Origin of the sequence: Vibrio crassostreae 9ZC13 (assembly GCF_000272045.2) — a bacterium.
GTDB classification, from domain to species: Bacteria; Pseudomonadota; Gammaproteobacteria; order Enterobacterales; family Vibrionaceae; genus Vibrio; species Vibrio crassostreae_C.
In genome coordinates, this window is record NZ_AJYZ02000042.1 from 251,308 (window position 1) to 269,650 (window position 18,343).

At 41.9% G+C, this 18,343-nt stretch carries 31 protein-coding genes; 1 reads left to right on the forward strand and 30 read right to left on the reverse strand.

Translation table 11 applies throughout. The features are described 5' to 3' along the window. Window positions 1–70: 70 nt before the first annotated feature. From A136_RS19765 to A136_RS19775, 3 genes are all read right to left on the reverse strand, one after another. Window positions 71–802: a glucose 1-dehydrogenase gene (locus A136_RS19765; protein WP_017063921.1), complete on the reverse strand. Its 732-nt coding sequence runs from the start codon at window positions 800–802 to the stop codon at window positions 71–73. A gap of 89 nt (window positions 803–891) precedes the next feature. Beyond that, window positions 892–1,275: a nuclear transport factor 2 family protein gene (locus tag A136_RS19770; RefSeq protein WP_017061812.1), complete on the reverse strand. Its 384-nt coding sequence runs from the start codon at window positions 1,273–1,275 to the stop codon at window positions 892–894. Window positions 1,276–1,326: 51 nt separating this feature from the next. After that, entirely contained in the window at window positions 1,327–2,043 is a 717-nt protein-coding gene (locus tag A136_RS19775; protein WP_017063922.1) for an HAD family hydrolase, read from the reverse strand. A 255-nt stretch (window positions 2,044–2,298) separates the two neighbouring features. Between A136_RS19775 and A136_RS19780 the strand changes: the two genes are divergently transcribed. After that, on the forward strand, window positions 2,299–2,631 hold the full coding sequence (locus A136_RS19780; protein ID WP_017063923.1) for a PBPRA1643 family SWIM/SEC-C metal-binding motif protein: 333 nt from the start codon (window positions 2,299–2,301) through the stop codon (window positions 2,629–2,631). Between the two features lie 104 nt (window positions 2,632–2,735). On the opposite strand, the gene A136_RS23190 is transcribed toward A136_RS19780, so the two are convergent. The 27 genes from A136_RS23190 to A136_RS22425 all read right to left on the reverse strand — a co-directional run bounded on the left by A136_RS23190 (window position 2,736) and on the right by A136_RS22425 (window position 17,805). Next, window positions 2,736–2,978 carry a hypothetical protein gene (locus tag A136_RS23190; RefSeq protein WP_029235167.1) on the reverse strand — a complete coding sequence of 81 codons (243 nt, stop codon included), beginning with the start codon at window positions 2,976–2,978 and terminating at the stop codon, window positions 2,736–2,738. A 132-nt stretch (window positions 2,979–3,110) separates the two neighbouring features. After that, window positions 3,111–3,626, reverse strand: a complete 516-nt coding sequence (locus tag A136_RS19790; protein ID WP_017063925.1) for an adenylate kinase — start codon at window positions 3,624–3,626, stop codon at window positions 3,111–3,113. Window positions 3,627–3,885: 259 nt separating this feature from the next. Continuing rightward, window positions 3,886–4,350 (reverse strand): DUF302 domain-containing protein, encoded by a 465-nt coding sequence (locus A136_RS19795; RefSeq protein WP_017061805.1) that lies wholly within the window; start codon window positions 4,348–4,350, stop codon window positions 3,886–3,888. Between the two features lie 200 nt (window positions 4,351–4,550). After that, the gene (locus A136_RS19800; RefSeq protein ID WP_017063926.1) at window positions 4,551–5,072 is read right to left on the reverse strand and encodes a GNAT family N-acetyltransferase; all 522 of its coding nucleotides are present in this window, start codon (window positions 5,070–5,072) and stop codon (window positions 4,551–4,553) included. A 69-nt stretch (window positions 5,073–5,141) separates the two neighbouring features. Next, window positions 5,142–5,399 (reverse strand): hypothetical protein, encoded by a 258-nt coding sequence (locus A136_RS19805; RefSeq protein WP_017063927.1) that lies wholly within the window; start codon window positions 5,397–5,399, stop codon window positions 5,142–5,144. 203 nt (window positions 5,400–5,602) lie between these two features. After that, entirely contained in the window at window positions 5,603–6,184 is a 582-nt protein-coding gene (locus tag A136_RS19810) for an HD domain-containing protein (RefSeq protein WP_017063928.1), read from the reverse strand. Window positions 6,185–6,251: 67 nt separating this feature from the next. Next, window positions 6,252–6,659, reverse strand: coding sequence for a GNAT family N-acetyltransferase (locus tag A136_RS19815; protein WP_029235168.1), 408 nt, complete (start codon window positions 6,657–6,659; stop codon window positions 6,252–6,254). 88 nt (window positions 6,660–6,747) lie between these two features. Then, a complete protein-coding gene (locus A136_RS19820) occupies window positions 6,748–7,167 on the reverse strand; it encodes a GNAT family N-acetyltransferase (RefSeq protein WP_017063930.1) in 420 nt (139 codons plus the stop codon). A 56-nt stretch (window positions 7,168–7,223) separates the two neighbouring features. Then, window positions 7,224–7,640, reverse strand: coding sequence for a VOC family protein (locus A136_RS19825; protein WP_017063931.1), 417 nt, complete (start codon window positions 7,638–7,640; stop codon window positions 7,224–7,226). Window positions 7,641–7,759: 119 nt separating this feature from the next. Beyond that, window positions 7,760–8,104 (reverse strand): VOC family protein, encoded by a 345-nt coding sequence (locus tag A136_RS19830; protein WP_017063932.1) that lies wholly within the window; start codon window positions 8,102–8,104, stop codon window positions 7,760–7,762. Between the two features lie 77 nt (window positions 8,105–8,181). Then, on the reverse strand, window positions 8,182–8,652 hold the full coding sequence (locus A136_RS19835; RefSeq protein WP_017063933.1) for a GNAT family N-acetyltransferase: 471 nt from the start codon (window positions 8,650–8,652) through the stop codon (window positions 8,182–8,184). A gap of 55 nt (window positions 8,653–8,707) precedes the next feature. After that, window positions 8,708–9,052 carry a glyoxalase/bleomycin resistance/dioxygenase family protein gene (locus tag A136_RS19840; protein WP_017063934.1) on the reverse strand — a complete coding sequence of 115 codons (345 nt, stop codon included), beginning with the start codon at window positions 9,050–9,052 and terminating at the stop codon, window positions 8,708–8,710. A 59-nt stretch (window positions 9,053–9,111) separates the two neighbouring features. Then, window positions 9,112–9,468 carry a hypothetical protein gene (locus tag A136_RS19845; RefSeq protein ID WP_017063935.1) on the reverse strand — a complete coding sequence of 119 codons (357 nt, stop codon included), beginning with the start codon at window positions 9,466–9,468 and terminating at the stop codon, window positions 9,112–9,114. 89 nt (window positions 9,469–9,557) lie between these two features. Next, the gene (locus tag A136_RS19850; protein WP_029235169.1) at window positions 9,558–9,992 is read right to left on the reverse strand and encodes a GNAT family N-acetyltransferase; all 435 of its coding nucleotides are present in this window, start codon (window positions 9,990–9,992) and stop codon (window positions 9,558–9,560) included. 34 nt (window positions 9,993–10,026) lie between these two features. After that, entirely contained in the window at window positions 10,027–10,446 is a 420-nt protein-coding gene (locus A136_RS19855; protein ID WP_017063937.1) for a GNAT family N-acetyltransferase, read from the reverse strand. 80 nt (window positions 10,447–10,526) lie between these two features. Continuing rightward, complete coding sequence (locus tag A136_RS19860) at window positions 10,527–10,958, reverse strand: DUF2000 domain-containing protein (protein ID WP_017063938.1); 432 nt, start codon at window positions 10,956–10,958, stop codon at window positions 10,527–10,529. A gap of 75 nt (window positions 10,959–11,033) precedes the next feature. Beyond that, window positions 11,034–11,483 carry a DUF3291 domain-containing protein gene (locus tag A136_RS19865; RefSeq protein WP_017063939.1) on the reverse strand — a complete coding sequence of 150 codons (450 nt, stop codon included), beginning with the start codon at window positions 11,481–11,483 and terminating at the stop codon, window positions 11,034–11,036. 137 nt (window positions 11,484–11,620) lie between these two features. Continuing rightward, window positions 11,621–12,442 (reverse strand): NAD-dependent epimerase/dehydratase family protein, encoded by an 822-nt coding sequence (locus A136_RS19870; RefSeq protein ID WP_017063940.1) that lies wholly within the window; start codon window positions 12,440–12,442, stop codon window positions 11,621–11,623. 75 nt (window positions 12,443–12,517) lie between these two features. Then, window positions 12,518–12,976, reverse strand: coding sequence for a GNAT family N-acetyltransferase (locus A136_RS19875; protein WP_017063941.1), 459 nt, complete (start codon window positions 12,974–12,976; stop codon window positions 12,518–12,520). Window positions 12,977–12,982: 6 nt separating this feature from the next. Then, window positions 12,983–13,495 carry a DinB family protein gene (locus A136_RS19880; RefSeq protein ID WP_017063942.1) on the reverse strand — a complete coding sequence of 171 codons (513 nt, stop codon included), beginning with the start codon at window positions 13,493–13,495 and terminating at the stop codon, window positions 12,983–12,985. Between the two features lie 205 nt (window positions 13,496–13,700). Further along, window positions 13,701–14,054, reverse strand: coding sequence for a tRNA-binding protein (locus A136_RS19885; protein ID WP_017063944.1), 354 nt, complete (start codon window positions 14,052–14,054; stop codon window positions 13,701–13,703). Window positions 14,055–14,193: 139 nt separating this feature from the next. Continuing rightward, window positions 14,194–14,751, reverse strand: coding sequence for a nucleotidyltransferase family protein (locus tag A136_RS19890; protein WP_017063945.1), 558 nt, complete (start codon window positions 14,749–14,751; stop codon window positions 14,194–14,196). A gap of 38 nt (window positions 14,752–14,789) precedes the next feature. Beyond that, window positions 14,790–15,635, reverse strand: coding sequence for an MBL fold metallo-hydrolase (locus A136_RS19895; protein WP_029235170.1), 846 nt, complete (start codon window positions 15,633–15,635; stop codon window positions 14,790–14,792). Window positions 15,636–15,653: 18 nt separating this feature from the next. Then, on the reverse strand, window positions 15,654–16,142 hold the full coding sequence (locus A136_RS19900) for a GNAT family N-acetyltransferase (protein WP_029235171.1): 489 nt from the start codon (window positions 16,140–16,142) through the stop codon (window positions 15,654–15,656). A gap of 80 nt (window positions 16,143–16,222) precedes the next feature. Then, on the reverse strand, window positions 16,223–16,840 hold the full coding sequence (locus A136_RS19905) for an RraA family protein (protein ID WP_017063948.1): 618 nt from the start codon (window positions 16,838–16,840) through the stop codon (window positions 16,223–16,225). 61 nt (window positions 16,841–16,901) lie between these two features. Further along, complete coding sequence (locus A136_RS19910) at window positions 16,902–17,378, reverse strand: GNAT family N-acetyltransferase (protein ID WP_017063949.1); 477 nt, start codon at window positions 17,376–17,378, stop codon at window positions 16,902–16,904. 217 nt (window positions 17,379–17,595) lie between these two features. Then, window positions 17,596–17,805, reverse strand: a complete 210-nt coding sequence (locus tag A136_RS22425; RefSeq protein ID WP_081326307.1) for a DUF3955 domain-containing protein — start codon at window positions 17,803–17,805, stop codon at window positions 17,596–17,598. Window positions 17,806–18,343 lie beyond the last annotated feature (538 nt).

The following is an 18,343-nucleotide window of genomic DNA, read 5'->3' on the forward strand; positions in this document are numbered from 1 at the left end:
TTTAGTTAGGTACTTTTGTTGCGTGTTGATGGTTGTAACTTGTTTATATTAGTGTAAAGGCAAACGTGCCCTATCGACCGCCTGCAATATCAATAAACGAGCCGGTGACATACGAAGCTTCGTCTGATAATAACCACGCGATAGAGTTCGCGACTTCTTCTGGTGTGCCACCTCGTTGTAACGGTAACTGCGAAGCTAGTCTGTCTACGCGATCTGGCTCTCCGCCGTCTGCATGCATCTCAGTATAAATACAACCTGGCCTTACGCCATTCACTCGGATATTGCGTGAAGCTAATTCAAGCGATAAGCCTTTGGTGAGTGAATCCATCGCACCTTTCGATGCTGCGTAATCCACATACTCAAACGGTGCGCCAGTGCGAGAAGCGGCAGACGATACATTCACAATCGAACCCGCGCCATCGGCTTGTTTGATAAAGGCTTTACTGCACAGAAAGCAGCTTGATACGTTGGATTTCATCACCTTTTCAAAGCGATCCAATTCAATATCAACCAATGGTGACTGGGTAAACAAGATCCCGGCATTATTGACCAAATGAGTCACTGGGCCTAGCTTGTTACGAGCAATCTCAAACAAAGATTTCACATCCGATTCAACAGACACATCCGCCCGCACGCTTATCGCGGTTCCGCCTTGTTCGCGAATCTCGTTCACTAGATCTTCAGCTCGCGACTCATTGTGTATAAAGTTAACGCATACGGCATAGCCTTTACTGGCCAATAATTTAGACGTCGCTGCGCCAATGCCTCGGCTTCCGCCGGTTACAACCACTACCTTGCTCAATGAAACCTCCTAATGTTTACTTATTCTGTGCAACCTGATTATTCGATACGACCTAGTTGTTCGTGACAAACTGATCGTATCGATACAAACTAATTGTTCGATACGATCTGAACCCACTGCGATCGCCACGCCGGCGCTTCGAATGGGTCTGGCCAAAACTCAGTTTGCTTTTGAATTAAACCGTCAACCACCGTGTGAAAGGTGATCACTCGGCCTTTCAACACACTGTCAGTGACCGAAACGTCCGTGACTACCGTATCACCTTCACAGACAATCGAATTGAGCGTGAATTCCCAAACACCATTGGCTGGGTATTCAGTATTGATTGCAGTGAAGTTGTCGCGCCCTAACGTCAATTCAGACGACTGCGGCCAATAGCCTTCAAAATCTGCGGTTAGCCATTCACCTGCCTTTGCAAAATCATTACTGCGCATTGCATCCCAAAATCCCAATACCACTTGTTTTGGTGTCATTATTCTTCCTTCAAGTTATTTACGTGTGGTGATTTTTAAATGTCTGCTTCGTTATGCGTACTTGCTAATGATCGTTAAAAGATCATCGACACTGTTAGCAATGTAATCGGGCTTGGTTTGCCAATTTTCAGGTTTCGATTGGCTATAACCTGCTGCAACGGCAATCACTTTTGCGTTTTTACCCAGCGCGGCTTCAATATTGCGAGCAAACTGTGTGTCCGCTTCATGGTCACCGATGTACATCAAACAAAGCTCGTTAGTCGGATCGGCGCCAAATATGTTCTCGACACATTTCACACCACCAAATGGATGGGGTTTTTGGTTGCCGCTCGAAACATCGTCATAACCCACTACCGATTTAAACAAATCACCAATGCCATAGCTGTCGAGCACACCACGAATATTCAATTGAGAGTTTTGAGAGCAGATCCCATGAGGAAGATGAGCAAACTGATTAACCACGGTTTCCATTCCTTCAAACAAGGCAACGGCTGTTTGGTTTTTCTCTTGATGCTCTGCCCACATTCCACCAGCGATCAACATTTCATCGTGTGATAAGCCGTAATAGTCGATATATAAGGCTTGCCAGTTTTTAGCCCCGTGGTTGGCTTCATGATAAAGCGCTTCGCTGAGCAAATATTTAGGTAAGTTGTCGCCTGACAAGTGTGGCGCGACTAAAGAGATAATGTCTTTTGTGATTGCGATATTCTTTGGAACGGAATTGACTAAGGTTCCATCGTAATCCCACAGGATGGCATCTAACTTCATACACTATCTCTTTGTTTCGATTAATAATTTGAATTTATCATTCATAAGCCTATTTAGGGAAATCTTATTGTCTTGAATTTGAAAATTAGTCCAATCCGAACAATGCTAGAGAGCAAACCGTTACTAGCAAACAATAACCAAACAGCCTTTGTTCACATCACTGCTTTATCAATTGCAATATATGCGTATAATCCCCGCTCCATTGCGCTATCGTCGTTAAAAATAGCGCCATTCAACATTTTTTATGAGTACCCAATGTCGAAACTATTTTTCAAAGGCCGTATCGAAACAAGACAGAACCACGTTCTTGCTGGCTACAACGTAAACCGCGATGTAAAAGCGGGTACCGAAGAATCTCCAATCGCAGTAATGGTTCAAACTGAAGCGCGCAAAGCAGAAGTTGAAGCACTAGCCGCTGAAAATTCTATCTTCGTTACTGTTACAGTCGACGCAGACAAAGAAGAGAACACCATCGAGCTTGATACTCTACTGAACAAGCCAAAAACGATGACGTTTGAAAAGACCCCTAACCGTAACGATCCGTGTTCTTGCGGCAGCGGTAAAAAATACAAGAAGTGTTGTGCATAAGACTTCTCACTCAAACTGCCAATAGCACGATGAGTTAAGTAATATCTAACGGGAAGATCATTGAGGTCTTCCCGTTTTTATTTGCCTAAGCCAAACTCACAAACTCAGTCGAGGTTGTCTGGTGTATTCAGATATGTTCCACATTGGGTACATTTGTAATCACCTGTCGCGCCCGAACCTGTAACACCAAAAGATAGAAACTCCGATAAAATTCGTTGGAGTAAGCTCGGTTCTTTATCTTCAGCTTGTGGTGCCTTTTGCACTTGGCTACTGAACATCGTGTACCTATGCAGTGTAAGTTCCTTACAGTTACAGCAGAACGCTCTCGTCTTCTCACTTCCATACATAATATCTATAGCCTTAATTCAAAGCACAAATTCAACACATGGCAAATATGCCACATGTTGAGTTAAATCTATATATTTTCATGAAGTTATGAGCAAATTAAAGCGTTTCAAAGAAAGGTAAGCTCTCGACTGTTAAGTGACGTGTTGATGAACAAAGTTATTCAATTCAGTCACGCTTCTGATGATGTAAACCTCTTTCTCTTTAGCGCGCAATTCTAACTGCGCTTTAAAGTCGTCATTCCAAAATTTAGGACACAGTTTTAGTGTCTTATAACTTTGTATCGTGCCTTTTATAACTGAACTTCCATCAGGCCAGCCTTCAGGTTTAACGAATAGACCTTTGAGCATTCGCTTGGTTACAAACCAGTAGCTAATTGAATAAGGAAGGTCGATATAAACCAAGGTATCAGCTGCATCTAAACGTGTGTTGAACGAGCCTAGAGGGCCAAAACCATCGATGATCCAGCTTTCTGACTTAAGTATGCTCTCATGAGCCTCCTCAAATACTTCACGTTCAACAAACTCTCCGTTGGCCTTGTAAACAATAGAGTCCAACTGGTGAAGCTCTATCCCTGTAGCTAGTGCTAACGCCTTGCTGACTGTGGATTTTCCACTCCCAGGCTTGCCAAAAACCGCGATCTTTTTCATATGACTTCCTCTATTCAGATAAAACCCATAAGACAGCGACAAAAAACCCACCTTACGGGTGGGTTCGATAAACAAAGCGCATCAACAATCCCACCATTCCTATGGAATGATGATAATTCGTTGGTTAGATTGCGCTAAATTCAGTTTCATAAAACTACTTTTATATACTGTTGCTTAGTTGTCAACACAATGACTAATGGGCGATATCATCGTCATATCGCACCCATTAATAGTCTTAATGAGTGCTTATTGATCTTGGTTATTTTGCTTTCTTTTTCGCCACTGTCGCTTCTGATAGCTTGCTTAGTACACCCGATACTTTCTTAACGACCTCGTCACAGCCATTGATCGCGTGACGCTCTACCAAGTAATTAGGATCGTTGTAAGACAACCATACTTTCTTATTAGAATCCTCAGTGACTAACACCTTCTGCGGTAAATCTATCGCGACTTCTTGAGCACATTGCATTAATGGTGTCCCTACTTTCGGGTTACCAAAGATGATGACTTCCGTTGGTCTCAATTCAAGATCGACCTTACTCGCGTTTTTCTGATGGTCAATTCGCGCAAACAATGTCAAACCTTTGCTTATAGCGAGTTCTTCAAAGCGGTCAGCGGTCTCTTTCACTGAGTAATTACTTTGGTATTTAATCAAACCATCAGAAGCCGCAGCTAAAAATGATGCAGAGAGTAAAATGGCGCATAGTGGTAGTAATTTTTTCATCGTCACCTCAGAGATTTAACCTAATCAAACTTACATTCATAGCGCCACTTCTAAAATCAGCGACGTAACCCATGTCAGTATAGACGCGATTCCATTCTCAGTTTGCAGAGAGGATCACTTTTCTAATGCGTCTTATTATCATCAGTTTACCTAGGGTTTATTCACATCGTTAACTCATGGAGTAACTTAAAACAAGAGAGCTAATACATATAGCCAAGCCAATCAATATCCCCTAAAGGCCATTGTTTTCCGTTCAATGGCTTTACATATAGGTCATCAATTTCTTCAACAGCGACGCCATAACTAAGGTGCTCATGAAGTCTTAACCAAGAGTTAGTACTAGTAATTTGGACATACCCTTGTGAGGAATAGAAATCATGAAGATCTGATATCAAAATAATGAAATCGACATCCCTATTCTTTGCATACCCATCCAATTCAGACAGCATAGATTTACCAACACCTTGCCCTCGGACATTCTCAGCAACACAAAAATCAATAACACCTAATACTTTGTACGCACTGTCACCAACACTGACCATACGGTGATCAAGACCAAGGTAGCCGACGAGTCGTTCTTCACGGTATTGCAGAGCTCGCATATGAGGGAGTTGTTTATAATAAGAACGCTCTACCTGATGATCGGGGAAAGAGCTATTTCTCAGAGCGGTAATGGCTTGATGTTGCTCTTTAGACACTTCAATTTCGGATATGATTTCCATACAGTCCCTTGCGATTTCTGACACATATTTATTGTTGTCAGGATATTTACATCAAATTTTCATACCCAATTAATGCCACGACTTAGTCCCACATTTCTCACATTGGTATTCGTAATCACTGTCTACATAAAAACTGGGAACATTATGGTCACCTCTAAACAATAACGTCACCAGGTACTCCATCAACACGCCTAACTTCCATTGTTTCTTTTCAGATTCAGCGTCCGCTTTAGATTCAGCATCGGAAGCGCTAACAGCAAGGTGCGGGGTAAGTGCGTCGCACTGCTCACAGTGATAAGGGTGTTTAATATACTTATTATCAAGCATTTATATAAGCCAACTGATATTTATAAATTTGATACATACTAACAACTTATCACTCGGTTATCGAACTTATTGTTGTCCACTAGAGTTTTATTAGAAAGAAATGAGACACAAGGTAAGTGCCATGCATCTTGAATCAGTTACCATCGAGATCTCCCTCATTGAAAAGCTAAAGCTATTCTTACGCTAAGGTATGAAATTAACTTTTACTTTAATAGCCCTTTTTCCGCAGCACCTTCAAGTTGCACTTCTAGCTCTTTCCATAAGGCACGACTGCCTTTAGAAATACGCTCGCCATTGAAGGTCAGTACTTTGTCTTTGGATATGTTGTGCTTCTTCCAGCTGTGACCACCACCATGGATGTTATGAAGCAAAGGCGGCACTCTATCGATCGCCTTACAAAATCTAGCTTCTGGTGACTCACCGGCTTCGAACTCAAGCCATAAATCCAAATACTCGCTTGTTGAATGGCTCGGCAATGATTTCAGCAACCGCTCGACGCAGTTTCTCTCTTTGAGCTTGTTTTCTTCGGTTTCACTGGCATAAATGATGGTGTCTCCGGCATCGATTTCCCCAAGATCATGAATCAGCAGCATCTTCATTACTCGCGTAATATCGATTTCTTCATTGGCATAGTCTTTCAACATGAGTGCGCTCAAACAGACGTGCCAACTGTGCTCAGCGGAGTTTTCATATCGATCCAATCCAACCGGTTTTGTCTGTCGATGAACATCCTTTAATTGTTCAATCTCGACCATGAATTGCAGAATGCCTTTGATTTCTTCCACGATGAGCTTCCTTAACTTAAGTTGATGATTTAGCGGTGCGGAGGGTTAACCTAACGAAAGAGAAGCGTTACTCCCAATGAACCGACATTTTGTAATACGCAACACCCGATTTTTCAAATTCAGGGCCTTCTACAGCCATCCCAAACTTTTGATAAAAACCTAAAGCCGTTGTACGCGCATCGCACCAAAAATATTGGATGTTTAAATCTTTGAGGTTAGAGATTGCATGATCAATCACGTTTGAACCGATTCCCTGCCCTTGGAATTCAGGCAGCGTGGCAAACTTTCTCAGCCTCGCTTCATTGCCTTGGATATAGATAGACGCGACACAAACCAACTGCTCACCAATAAACGCGCCGTAATGCGTTGCTTGTTCGTCATCTGGCACCATACAAAACGACATCGGTTTATCAGGCCAAAGCACTTGATGCCTAACCGGAAGTACCTCCATCGCTGACAGCTGTTTTATTTCCATATTCTCTGTTTAGCTCCCGACTTGATTACCCTTGTTGTAATTGCAGAGATTGTGATCGCCATGATTGTTATTACTAAGCTTATTATTACTAAACTTGGTAAGTCATTAAGTGATAACGCTCTAATCCCTCTCCCTCTGTGGACGAGATTACAAAGCCTTGCGACTGATAAAAGCCAACCGCATTTTCATTGGTAGTCAAACACTTCAATGTCAGATCAGGGTAATGTTGTTTGCAAGTATTGAGTAAAGCAGAACCAGCCCCAGAACGTAGCATTCGCGCGCAAACATAGAGGTGATGGATGAAGCTTTCAGGTTTCCAAATAGAGGCAAAACCTAAAACCTTATTGCCAGAAACGGCGACCCATATTTCTTCACCTTCTGTATCTAATTCGAAATCGGATAACTTAAAAGCGTCGGCATCAGCCCAATGAAAGGTGTCCTGTCTTGATTCTAGATAGAGCGCCTGTAAAGCGGTTAAATACTTGGGTTGATACCTAGTGACTTCCATGTCGCTCCTGCCAATCCGTATGACTAGAATTATGGTTGTGGGCTAAGCTTGCTTATCTATCTGTTAGCTATAGGGTGTTCAGGGTTTAACTGAAGCAGATCCCACAAGTTACCGTAAAGATCTTCAAACACAGCAACGGTACCGTAGCCTTGCTCTTTAGGCTCTCGGACGAAATTTATGCCCAAAGACGTCATGCGTTCGTAATCACGCCAGAAGTCATCGGTGTTTAAGAATAGGAATACGCGTCCACCAGCTTGGTTACCGATGAAATCGTGTTGCTCAGGCTTGGAAGCTCTAGCAAGTAACAGGCTCACACCGGTTGAATTTGGTGGAGCAACAACAACCCAGCGTTTATCTTCTTCTGGTAGATACGTGTCTTCGATGAGATCAAACTTAAGCTTGTTTACATAGAAATCAAGCGCTTCATCGTAGTCTTTTACCACGAGTGCAATGTGGACAACATTCTGTTTCATAACATACCTTGTTGGGGTTTTAGCTGCGTGGAATGATGCCATGAAGCAGGCAAAGACACTAGGTGTCTCATCATAAATCGTAGTATCTCGTCCTTCACAATCTAAAAGCTATGCATCACCTATAACTCCCAGAATCCCAGTTCGACGCCACCTTGAATAACAATGGCACACATGCCGTGACGTGGTAACTCCATTGGCGGCACCGCAACTTCGGCGCCTAGTTTCTCGGCTGCAGTTACTGCAGACTGAATATCCTCAACCAACGTGTAATGACGAACAGTTGGTTCTTCAGTTTCACGAAGCGGTGCTCGAATGCCAATTACCCCGCCATTAGATAGCTTTGCAGTGCGCGCCCCACCAAGGTTCACATCTGCACCACTGAATTTCACGTTGTAGAGCTGAGCGTATGTTGCACAAACGACATCGACCTCTGGGGTAACCACTTCAAGATATTGAACCTTCATCAAATTTCCTTCTCGTGTTCTTTAAGACTCTCAACCTGCATACAGCTGTGCAGGTGTTTCTCATCAATAATTTATTACTAAGCAATTCGACCGCGCATGATAAATTGCGGGCCTGCTGCGCCACCTAAATACTGTTGATTGATATCTTCGAAGCCGCCTTTCTTATAACAGTTGAATGCTGCCGGATTTTTGCAATTCACAGTTAAGTAAATCGACTCATACGCTGAGTAATTCGCTTTTAAATACGGAAACAAAGCCTTCACCGTGCCTGTTCCTAAACCTTTACCTTGCTGGTTTTTATCAAGCACAAAAGCTCTCAAGCCAATGCTTCCTTCAGGGCAGAATTCGTAGTGCTCTGCGTAAGCGATATCCAGCTTAAAGAAACCCACAACTTCGTTATCAGACTTAATCACGTGCAAGTGCGTCGTTTCACTGCCGTCTAATAAAAACTCTGCAGCTGTACCAGCGAACTTGACCTGTTCATCGGCGAGTTGGATGGCCTGAACTAACGCCACATGTGATTCTTCAAGCCTTTCGATAGTTATCATTGTTGTTCCTTTTTATACAAACCACATAGTCCCTTATTGAGAGGCGGGAGAAGTTCTAACCTCGTAAGCCAATTAGGTTACCAAATGGGTCCTCTACTTGGCACATGATTAGCCCACCTTCTATGGCCATTGGACCACGATATAACGTTGCTCCAATTGACTGAAAATAAACAAGAGATTCTTCAACGCTGTCGACTGACCAATACAGTACTGTTCCTTTTTTACCTGCATTAACTTTACTGTCGGCTTGCACAACTTCAATAGAGAACCCGTTAAGATCCAAAACTGTAAAATCAGAATCTGGATGATAAATGGCAACGGCATGTGGAAATGCTTTCTGGTACCAGTTCAGCCCTTCTTCAATATTTGGGACATGGACAAGGATAGCGATTGGACTCAAATTTACCTCTTCTTCGTTGTTACCGATTATTCAGGATAAAACAAGTTAGTCTGAACCGACTAGAGCTCATCGCTAGTGTCTCGAGAACCGTAGTTTGGGAAGTTGATATTAAGAACGTTATCGTCCTCAAGCGTGAATAGAACACTTCCATTCTCTACACCGGTTTCGTTCCTATCTGAACAACCTAGAAACAACTCCCAATCAAACGAATATTGAACTCGATATTGATTCGCATTGATGTGTAGAACGTCTTTGATTTTAATGCCGTTCACCACATGTGCCATATCATCGATGTATGACAGATCAGGGATTAACTTTTCTTCGAAATCACTCTTATGCTCGGTTAAGAAATTGACCAGTTCAGAACATAACTCGGAGCCATGAACCAATGGTTTAGACAGACTAGAAAACAACATTTCTAAATACTCCAAGGATTGTTTTGATATTGGGAAGATGCACGCGAATCTGTTACAAATTCAAGCTCAGCCAGCGCGAACCTTTAAGGCTAAACGTTACTATTATCCGAGCTATTAAACGAGTACATTCGAACTTCATCTCGAGGAAACCAGCCCAATTTTTCGTAAAACTGTTGAGCATTGATGTTGTCGTTATAGACAAACAAGTGGGTCTTCGGGATACCTAACCCTGCAAGGGCGTTGACCGCCTCTGCGACAAGCTTACAACCTAACTTTTGCCCTCTGAAGTTGGCCGAGACAGCTAAATGTTGTAAATACCCACGACGTCCATCCGTACCGACCAACACAGCGCCAATGATCTCGTTGTTGCTTTCAGCCACAAAACTTAGACCGAGGTTACGATCTAAATAGCTCGCAATGCTTTCTTTCGAATCGGCATCGCGAATACTCATGCCTTCTGTCTGGCACCACAACGCGATCACTGAGTCGTAGTCTGAAATTGCCATTTCCCGAATGTTGACCAATCTACTCTCCTTGTATAAACGGGCGCTTAATACGCTACTTTTTGACGAGCGACTTGGTGAGAAACGATAGCGAGGAATCTACAGGGTAATTTTCTAACACCATCTGGCATTCATACCCTCGTTTCTCATAGAAAGGCTTAGCTTGGAAACTTAATGTATCGACCAATGACGACGTACAACCTTGAGACTTCGCATACTCTTCAATACGCTCAAGCAGCTCACTGCCGACTTGCTTTCCTCTCATCGAATCGTCAACCCAGAGGAACTTAATCAGTAACCAGCTTCCCCAAAGGTCAGCGATAATGCCACCGACTTTGTTACCTTCTTCCATCGCGTAGTACGCAACTTGAGACTTGGGGATCCCTTCCAGAAACGGTGTGTTGTGTTTGATTAACCCGCCTCGGACTTCATTAATGTCGTCATCGGAAGGTTCAATATCTAATTGGTATTCCATTGACTTCCTATCTATAGATTAACGGCTTATGTAACATGTTCGATGCACTTACTAGCAGATAGCTAAACCGCTAAAGTGAGTTACTTATACAAGCTAAACTTCTTTGTAAATTCACGCAGGGTTTCAGTGTCACCAAAGAAGCATACTCCGAGATACTCTAAGTCTGCTTCTTTGGTTTGCTTAGTTCTTTGCTGTTGCTCGATGGAGCCACCTTCGATCATCGTACTCGTGAAATCGGTAAATTTGATACCACGGCTAATAGCCTCTTCACGTACTTTTCGAAGCTTGTTTGAATTGTCGGCTTTCAAAACAATGAAAGGATAGTGAGACAAATTAGGGTGAGTGCCGTCATCCATATCTTGATAGTCGACGTAACAGGTTTCACCCTCGTTCAATTGATTCGACAAGCCAACACTTAAATGCCCTAGTACATTCAGCGTTCTTCCCAAATCCATCTTCTTACTTAAAACAGCAATAAATCGTTTCTGGTTTTCATCTGGCAAAGTGCTCACAGTGTTCCCCTTATTTGTTTGCGAAAATACATTAGCTATATAACGTATTACCGAGGTGTAGACATTGCAAGTGCTTCATCTAGGAGCTTCTGACTCAGTAAAATTGGTTTTGAATGTAAATGCATAAGGCGAATCACCCACTTCTCTTAGATGCTCTAACCGCTCGATGGCTTCATCAAGGCTCGGAATATGTTCATCATCAACCCACCAAAGAACATACGTATCTTCAGTTAAACGATGAAACCATTCGTTTTTTCTTCGCATGAAGTCGCGATGGTGAGTTCTAAACATGAAGTTCTTTAACGAGTCTACTGAATCCCACACCGACATATTGACGATCATATTCGGATCATCGAACGCTTTTATATTGGTCGCATCACCAGATTCGTCTTTAAGACGCCAGGCAAATCCCTCACTGCTTTCGGCTATGCCATTAACAAGATCCAAATTATCGACAAAGTCTTTGATTTCTGGTGCATCTAAAGCGTACTTCGCTAGAGCAATATTTAACTGAGCTAATTTCACAATGCTTCTTCCTTGAATGATTATGATAAAAATAGAGAACGCTGCGATAAGCAATAACCATTCGCCAATCTCAGATCCTCACTGATACTTTACACCGTAACACGAAAGCTAAATTGATTGTTTTGTTATTGATTTCATTACATCCAACTTTTTATGTAGTCGCTGATAAGTTCATTGGCTTTGAAAAAAGGGCTAATTGGAAGTGTGAGGTTCAGTTGTTCAATATCTACAACCTCACAGCCATTTAAAGCCTCGAATTCAACCCAAGAACATTCATCTACTTTTCGAATCACGTTTGATTCTAATAAAAGTTGAGCAAAATGAGCTGGGCTGTAACCCTTAGTTTCTGCAATAAAATGCTGTTTTTCTGAGGTTTGCTTTTGCGCTAACAACAAATAGAATTTGGCGATGTCATAGACGTGGACGTATTGATTATACCCTTGGGATGGGACAGCTACCTTAACGGTTCGATTTGCATACGATTCGATGATTCGCTTTAATTGGCAATTGTCACCGCCATATACCAAGCTCGGGCAGTAAACGATATGCCAGTTAGTACCAATCACGGAATGAATTGTTTTTACGTCTAACTCAACGGCCTTTAAAGGTTTAAGCCTAAACTCTTTAAGGTCTTGTTGAGATGCATGACCAAACAGCCAAACTCCCGATGTGTGGATCTTTATCGCATCTTCAGACGCAAACCTATCAAGCTGTGTGAGCAAACCATGTTCAATGTCTACGATTTCAACTGGCGAAAATTCTGACCAGTGAGGGCGTGCGCAATTGATAACCACATCGAAGTAATCTTCATAATCTGTGGATAGGTCTTTGATGTAATCCGAACAAGGGACAATGCCTTTGTCCCTCCTGTATCCAAAAACATCAAAACCACTGTTTACGAATGCCTTCGTAATGTGACGACCAATATAACCATTGGCACCTGCTATTAAAACTCTCATTCATTCCCTAAATTAAACACCAAGCTTCAACCGTTGACCATTTATTCTTCATAAAAACAAATATAATGTTAGCGATTAAAAATACGCAGGTATCGCGCCTTTGAATTCCGCGTTATCACTCGTACTGTACATACAGTCAGACCCTTCAATTGCGGTAAATCCTAGTCGCCTATAAAACTCTTTGTCAATATCACTATGCAGAAACAACGCCTTACTATTTTGATTTTGGAATAGCTCATCTTTTACCAAGTTAATTAATTTTGAAGCATAGCCTTTGCCCCTTAATTCTGGTGGCGTTGCAATGGAACCCAACCCACGGCTTCCTTCCAAAAGGCCAAACTCTCTCTGATAAACAATCAAAGAAGACACAATTTGTTCCTGTTCTATTAGCACATACCAAGTTCCTTTCTGATACTTACCACTGTTGTAACAAGAAGCTAGATACTCATCGACCGACAACTGGCTTCCCCATACATCAAAACCCATGAGATAAATATCATCCAACTCATGCGTATGTGCTGTTCTTAAGTACATAACCTTTTACTTTTCTTTCAACACGTCGCTACCTCTACGTGATGGCTCAGCAAAGTGCAGATAGCGGGTAAATGTGTCCTTTGGGCGTTCTAAATCGTTTTCAGCCAACACCCTAGACGCCATACCTCTGTGGTTATTACCGTGTGTGAGTAAGTGGATAAGAATCTCTTCAACAGACATTGTTCCTATATCACCATCTACGAAGTTAAACTGAATAACCTTGTCTAATTCTTCTTTTGAGGCCGACAGCGCATACTGCACTAACCATTTGTCATTGTGAGCCATTCTCTCACGCAGCTCTGAAAACGAAGGGGTTTCAACGGTATTATCAGCAGTATATTTTTCTGGTTCACCGAGAATTCGACTTATGAATAGACTATCCACTACGGTCGTATGGTTTAAAATTCTAACGAAAAATGTGCCATCGTTTTCCGGCAATTTTGAGAATTGTCTCGCTCCAAAATCAAGTAACTGACTATTTGCCCACTTTTTGTATTCAAATGCCTTCGCAAACTGCATTTATTTATCCTTTTTTGTTTCAGTTATTCACTTATGTACCGTCATCCACTCCGTGACTGCGTGCAATTGCCACACTCGATGTTCCAATCGCTATAAAGCCAGTTTGCTCTGCAATGAGAGCGCTTGCTGAACCCAAACCACATTTTCATTGGGATCTGGAACTTCGAACAAAGACCAAAACAACTCCAACATCCAAGTGTGTACGTTACCCAGCTCGAGCACCATTAGGCATTTCGGTTTCAGGACAAGCTAAACACGGATTTAATTTGTCTTCATAACCAATATCAAACAACATACCCTGAGACATTTCACCCGCCATCTTTCTTTCAGGCAAGTTCACAACAAACAAAGCTTGCTTACCTTCGATTTCTTTGGGGTTTTCACGCTCTTGTTTGATGCCAGCCAAGATTGATCGCTGATGATCGCCAAAGTCGACGGTGAGTTTCATCAGCTTATCTGATTTAACGACTTCAGAAACCTTTACGATTAAGCCGACACGAATATCTAATTTCGCGAAATCATCAAACGTAATTTCATCTTTAGTTGGAGCGTATTTCATAAACCAGACCTCGTTGTTTCCAAATCACATAACGTACAACTAAGTCACTAACAATGCTGAGACTAGATTCAAATTTACCACTGACGCCAAACTGAATTAAATACCCAATGTTAAGAGCGATCCCACAAAGCTTTATAGATCAATTCCAAGGAAGCACTTTTACTTGCTGCCATCGAGCCTTATAGCCAGTGGTCATTTTGTTGTAATTTTCTTCTGTCATTGCTCGCTTATTCGGTTTAATCAGCATATCAAACGCATCCTCTACACCGTATGGTGAAAACAACTTGATGCCGCCTGAATCATTCAAAGTAAACCCGATAGCAAATGCAGAGAGCCAAGACTCGATACCTTGTTCAACACGATCGTATGGTTGAATGAAGCAACCGAACTTCTTAGCGTAATGCTCATGAATGGTCGCTTGGTTCTTTACGTCCACGTCGACACAATGACTTAACCGCGAACGAATGCGGTTTTTGAACTGATCTTCGGTGATAGCTGAGGTACTATTGAAATAGACAACATCGAAGTCTTTGACTTGGTCTAGAAGCGGTTTGTTTTCGATATCATTCCAGATGATTTGAGTGATAGCTCCGCCTGCAATATAGAAGTTTGGCAAGCCCACCTCACGACATACTTTGGCTGTATCGATTAGCTCAGGAACTTGTTGAATGAGGTTCTTTAGTTTTTGTTTATTCATCGTGACCTAACTAACATCCATCTAAGGTTTGACCAACGCTACACATGAATACGCCGACCTGTCGGCATTGCTTCCAGACGCTTGCCTAATACTTCTTTCAACAACTCATAAGCTTTCTTGCCTGTGCAGTGCCCTGTATACAGTTTATCAATGGGGTATTGAGACAACGTCAATCCAAGATCTCTAATGTCTTGCTTTGTGCCACCAATACTATTGAACAATGGTAAGCCCACTAGATGGAAGCCCCCGACAACCGCTTTTATTCTCTCTCCTGGGAACAGAGTAACCGCTGTATCAACCATATTAAGAACGCCACTATGCGCACATCCCGTGAATATAACTAAACCATCTGGCTCTTTAATCACTAACAGTAATTCATGATCAAATGAGTCGCGCTCCCGTCGATTTTCCGACTGTGTATAAAGGTATTTATTACCCTTAGGTTGTTCGTGTTTCACGCTAATATCTGTGATAGCAAAGACATTTGGGGCGATCTCAGTAGTACGATTAACGAAGACTAACCGCTCGTTGCTGTTTTCTAGTAAGTCCGGATTGATCCCGACATCACTTTTGAAACCGAAAGCCCGGAAATGATAGCTTTTCTGTTCGCAATTTTTCAGAAACACTTTGGCTTTAGAGTTATGAGCAACAAAATCAGCGGTGCCATTACAATGATCATGATGCCTGTGTGATATGACAGCGAGGTCTACATCTTTAATATCAATACCCAGTAATGGTGCGTTTTGACAAAACGTATCGCCACTTCCCATATCGAACAAGATCTTTAGCGATTCAGTTTCAATATGCAGTGATAGTCCGCGCTCAACGGCTAAATCTTTCCTGTTATCCAGTCGAGAGTTATCAACCAGCGTCGTTATTTTCATAGTTCCCTTTTGATTCATTTACGAATCGCACATTGCCCAACGGAAATAAGGTCTTTGACCATCCATTCGCTCAACCTCTGCACCCAACCTTTTGTAGAAATCATGCGCTTTCTTATTATGTGGACTTGCCGTCCATGAGATGTGAGAGGCATATGATGACTCCGCTTGTGACTTTAAAGCCAACATAAGTTCACGGCCATACCCTTGTGATCTTTGATTTCCTGTAACCAATAGGTCGTCAAGCCAGATTGATGGCTCTCCACTGAAGGATGAATATCGATAGTGATACAGTGCGAAGCCAAAAGGCTCACAATTCCGTTCTAATATTAATGCATGGGCAAATGCGTAATCACCAAATAATGTGCGTTCGATTTTCTCTATAGTTGTCGAGATTTCACCACTAAACCCTTTCATACTCCGGTCAAAGTCAGCTTTTTGTTCAATAAACTCTAACAAGACACTTGAGTCTTCTTGCGTCGCAGTCCGTACGATCACTCTCTTCTCCATGGATGAATTTATTCGTTGTCGCCTAACGCCTGTTAATTGATGACAAATGCCACGCATTACAAATCAACTTGCTGCACCAATTAAGTTTTTTGTTTCGCAGACGTTATTGCTTGGGCTATTTTAGCCCTATGACTCGTTTCCCACTCAGCGAGTGTTAATGACGCCTCTTTACTCGCTTTCTGTGAAGCCATTAAAAACACTTCGTCTTTTCTGGGTTTAGGAATAACGACAATACCCTCTACATCGGCAACAATGATATCTCCCGTAGAGACCTTTGCTCCGCCGCAAGTGATTGGAGCGCCCAATTCAGAATAGACCTCTTTCTTTCCCGGAACTGGATGAACACCTTTCGCAAAAACTGGAAACTTCATATCTGAAATTTCAGTCAAATCTCGAATGACACCATCAATAATAAAGCCTTTGATACCTCGACTCTTCGCGACTGCGCATACATTACCGCCGGCTACAGCATATTCGCTATCAACGCCATCTACTACAATGATCGAACCTTCTGGTGCTTCGTATATGGCTGAATGAAGCATTAAATTATCACCAGACGTTAACTGGACAGTAAACGCTTCTCCACAAATTCGCGGCATTCCCTGCCAAAGAGGACCAATACTAAAGTCAATAAAGTGATCGTTACTTAGTATATTTCCGTACTCGGTTGTCGCAAGTTTTGAAAAATCTGACTTCATGTTTTCACTCCATATTTGAATGAAACCTGCCGGTCTATGTATGTAGCTTGATATGTTGAGGCTACCCGCTTAGTTTCTTAGACATATTGAAACCGGTAACCTCAAAGCCAACTTCTTTATACAACTTAAGCGCCCGCTTATTATGATATGCGACCCTCAGTTTTATTTGATTGATACCAATAGCAAGTAGTTGGGTCTCTAATGCAGAAATTGATTGAGTACCATAACCTAGACCTCGATGTTCATTCGAAATGAAGAAGTCATAGATAAACGTAGATTTATCCCCAATATTGACTGAGTGCCAAAGGTAATCCACAAGCTTACATTCACCATCGACTTCAGCATCAATGCATAATAGCGAATGCTCATTGCTCTCTAGTCCGTTAGGGAAGCTCCGATGCAAGTCCTTCTTTGCCAATTCGACTGAAACGTCTAAAGAATGCCCATAGTTTCTAGCTATTTCCTGACTGTAATCGTCAATAAAATACTGACAATATGCTGGATATTCGTCTTGGCGCATTCCTCTAAGTACTACCATGTTCATCCTTTATAAACGTTGAATTCAATTAATAACATAACGCCCGCTTGAGCAGATGGCAACGCTACCAATACTCTCAAATTTAACACCTAACCCACTGAAGTTAAAACGAGTGGAAACACCAATACCGCCGCATGCCAAAATGCCAAGCGTACCGAATCGCGCTTAAGTTGTTTGTGATAACAAAACATCTTCGTGTACTCGTAGCTTAAATGGATTACTGGCACTTTTTATGTCTAACGAAGGTCACGACCAAAGCCACCAACGCAAGTAGCTCAAAAAGCCAAAATATAGGAATAAACCCGAATGGCTCAACCAACACACCATTTTCATCTACGTATGAACCTATGGTGTTATAAACAATGAAACATAAAAGTCCACTAACGTAGAAAAGGGAACTGATTTTATACTTACGGAGAAAATTCATCGGAGCCTCAACATTTGAATATCTAAAATATCAGACACTTTATAAGAGAGCATGGTTCACTCCGATAAGCATAATTGGATAGACGAGTTATCGCCGCTTGAAGTAGCTGACATCGCGAGCACCTCACCCATTGTGCCTTAATCACTAAAGCCGATTCAAACTCAAACCGCCAAGCGTAGCGAATCTGCTTAAATTATTTGTTATATGCACTCACAAACATCACACTTCCATACCTGTAATGGAACAATCCTAGATTTCAATAAAACAAAAGCTTACATTGACCACATTTATTGCTTAATTAGAGTTCCCAGAATAATGCTAATGAAAATGCTGAGGTTACTAAAACAATCTATTGCCCTGTTTTGGTTCATGTTGATACTAAGTTTTGTAGTCAACTATTCAGGCGTTCACAATGAAATGACATTTACAATTTTAGGAGTGTCTCTTTTCACATCTGCGGTCATTACTTGGTTTTTACCACTCATAATCGTACTAGCTAACAATGAAGTTCAGAGAAAAGGACTGATACTATTATTAT

Excerpts from the sequence above, each read along its gene's own strand:
- A136_RS19885 (WP_017063944.1), bottom strand. The coding sequence starts at position 14,054 with ATGAAATACGCTCCAACTAAAGATGAAATTACGTTTGATGATTTCGCG.
- A136_RS19795 (WP_017061805.1), bottom strand. The coding sequence starts at position 4,350 with ATGAAAAAATTACTACCACTATGCGCCATTTTACTCTCTGCATCATTT.
- A136_RS19790 (WP_017063925.1), bottom strand. The coding sequence starts at position 3,626 with ATGAAAAAGATCGCGGTTTTTGGCAAGCCTGGGAGTGGAAAATCCACA.
- A136_RS19835 (WP_017063933.1), bottom strand. The coding sequence starts at position 8,652 with ATGATAACTATCGAAAGGCTTGAAGAATCACATGTGGCGTTAGTTCAG.
- A136_RS19870 (WP_017063940.1), bottom strand. The coding sequence starts at position 12,442 with ATGAGAGTTTTAATAGCAGGTGCCAATGGTTATATTGGTCGTCACATT.
- A136_RS19855 (WP_017063937.1), bottom strand. The coding sequence starts at position 10,446 with ATGGAATACCAATTAGATATTGAACCTTCCGATGACGACATTAATGAA.
- A136_RS19890 (WP_017063945.1), bottom strand. The coding sequence starts at position 14,751 with ATGAATAAACAAAAACTAAAGAACCTCATTCAACAAGTTCCTGAGCTA.
- A136_RS19780 (WP_017063923.1), top strand. The coding sequence starts at position 2,299 with ATGTCGAAACTATTTTTCAAAGGCCGTATCGAAACAAGACAGAACCAC.
- A136_RS19880 (WP_017063942.1), bottom strand. The coding sequence starts at position 13,495 with ATGCAGTTTGCGAAGGCATTTGAATACAAAAAGTGGGCAAATAGTCAG.
- A136_RS19775 (WP_017063922.1), bottom strand. The coding sequence starts at position 2,043 with ATGAAGTTAGATGCCATCCTGTGGGATTACGATGGAACCTTAGTCAAT.
- A136_RS19875 (WP_017063941.1), bottom strand. The coding sequence starts at position 12,976 with ATGTACTTAAGAACAGCACATACGCATGAGTTGGATGATATTTATCTC.
- A136_RS19770 (WP_017061812.1), bottom strand. The coding sequence starts at position 1,275 with ATGACACCAAAACAAGTGGTATTGGGATTTTGGGATGCAATGCGCAGT.
- A136_RS23190 (WP_029235167.1), bottom strand. The coding sequence starts at position 2,978 with ATGTATGGAAGTGAGAAGACGAGAGCGTTCTGCTGTAACTGTAAGGAA.
- A136_RS22425 (WP_081326307.1), bottom strand. The coding sequence starts at position 17,805 with ATGAATTTTCTCCGTAAGTATAAAATCAGTTCCCTTTTCTACGTTAGT.
- A136_RS19845 (WP_017063935.1), bottom strand. The coding sequence starts at position 9,468 with ATGTTGTTTTCTAGTCTGTCTAAACCATTGGTTCATGGCTCCGAGTTA.
- A136_RS19815 (WP_029235168.1), bottom strand. The coding sequence starts at position 6,659 with ATGGAAATAAAACAGCTGTCAGCGATGGAGGTACTTCCGGTTAGGCAT.
- A136_RS19820 (WP_017063930.1), bottom strand. The coding sequence starts at position 7,167 with ATGGAAGTCACTAGGTATCAACCCAAGTATTTAACCGCTTTACAGGCG.
- A136_RS19800 (WP_017063926.1), bottom strand. The coding sequence starts at position 5,072 with ATGGAAATCATATCCGAAATTGAAGTGTCTAAAGAGCAACATCAAGCC.
- A136_RS19805 (WP_017063927.1), bottom strand. The coding sequence starts at position 5,399 with ATGCTTGATAATAAGTATATTAAACACCCTTATCACTGTGAGCAGTGC.
- A136_RS19895 (WP_029235170.1), bottom strand. The coding sequence starts at position 15,635 with ATGAAAATAACGACGCTGGTTGATAACTCTCGACTGGATAACAGGAAA.
- A136_RS19900 (WP_029235171.1), bottom strand. The coding sequence starts at position 16,142 with ATGGAGAAGAGAGTGATCGTACGGACTGCGACGCAAGAAGACTCAAGT.
- A136_RS19825 (WP_017063931.1), bottom strand. The coding sequence starts at position 7,640 with ATGAAACAGAATGTTGTCCACATTGCACTCGTGGTAAAAGACTACGAT.
- A136_RS19830 (WP_017063932.1), bottom strand. The coding sequence starts at position 8,104 with ATGAAGGTTCAATATCTTGAAGTGGTTACCCCAGAGGTCGATGTCGTT.
- A136_RS19910 (WP_017063949.1), bottom strand. The coding sequence starts at position 17,378 with ATGGTAGTACTTAGAGGAATGCGCCAAGACGAATATCCAGCATATTGT.
- A136_RS19905 (WP_017063948.1), bottom strand. The coding sequence starts at position 16,840 with ATGAAGTCAGATTTTTCAAAACTTGCGACAACCGAGTACGGAAATATA.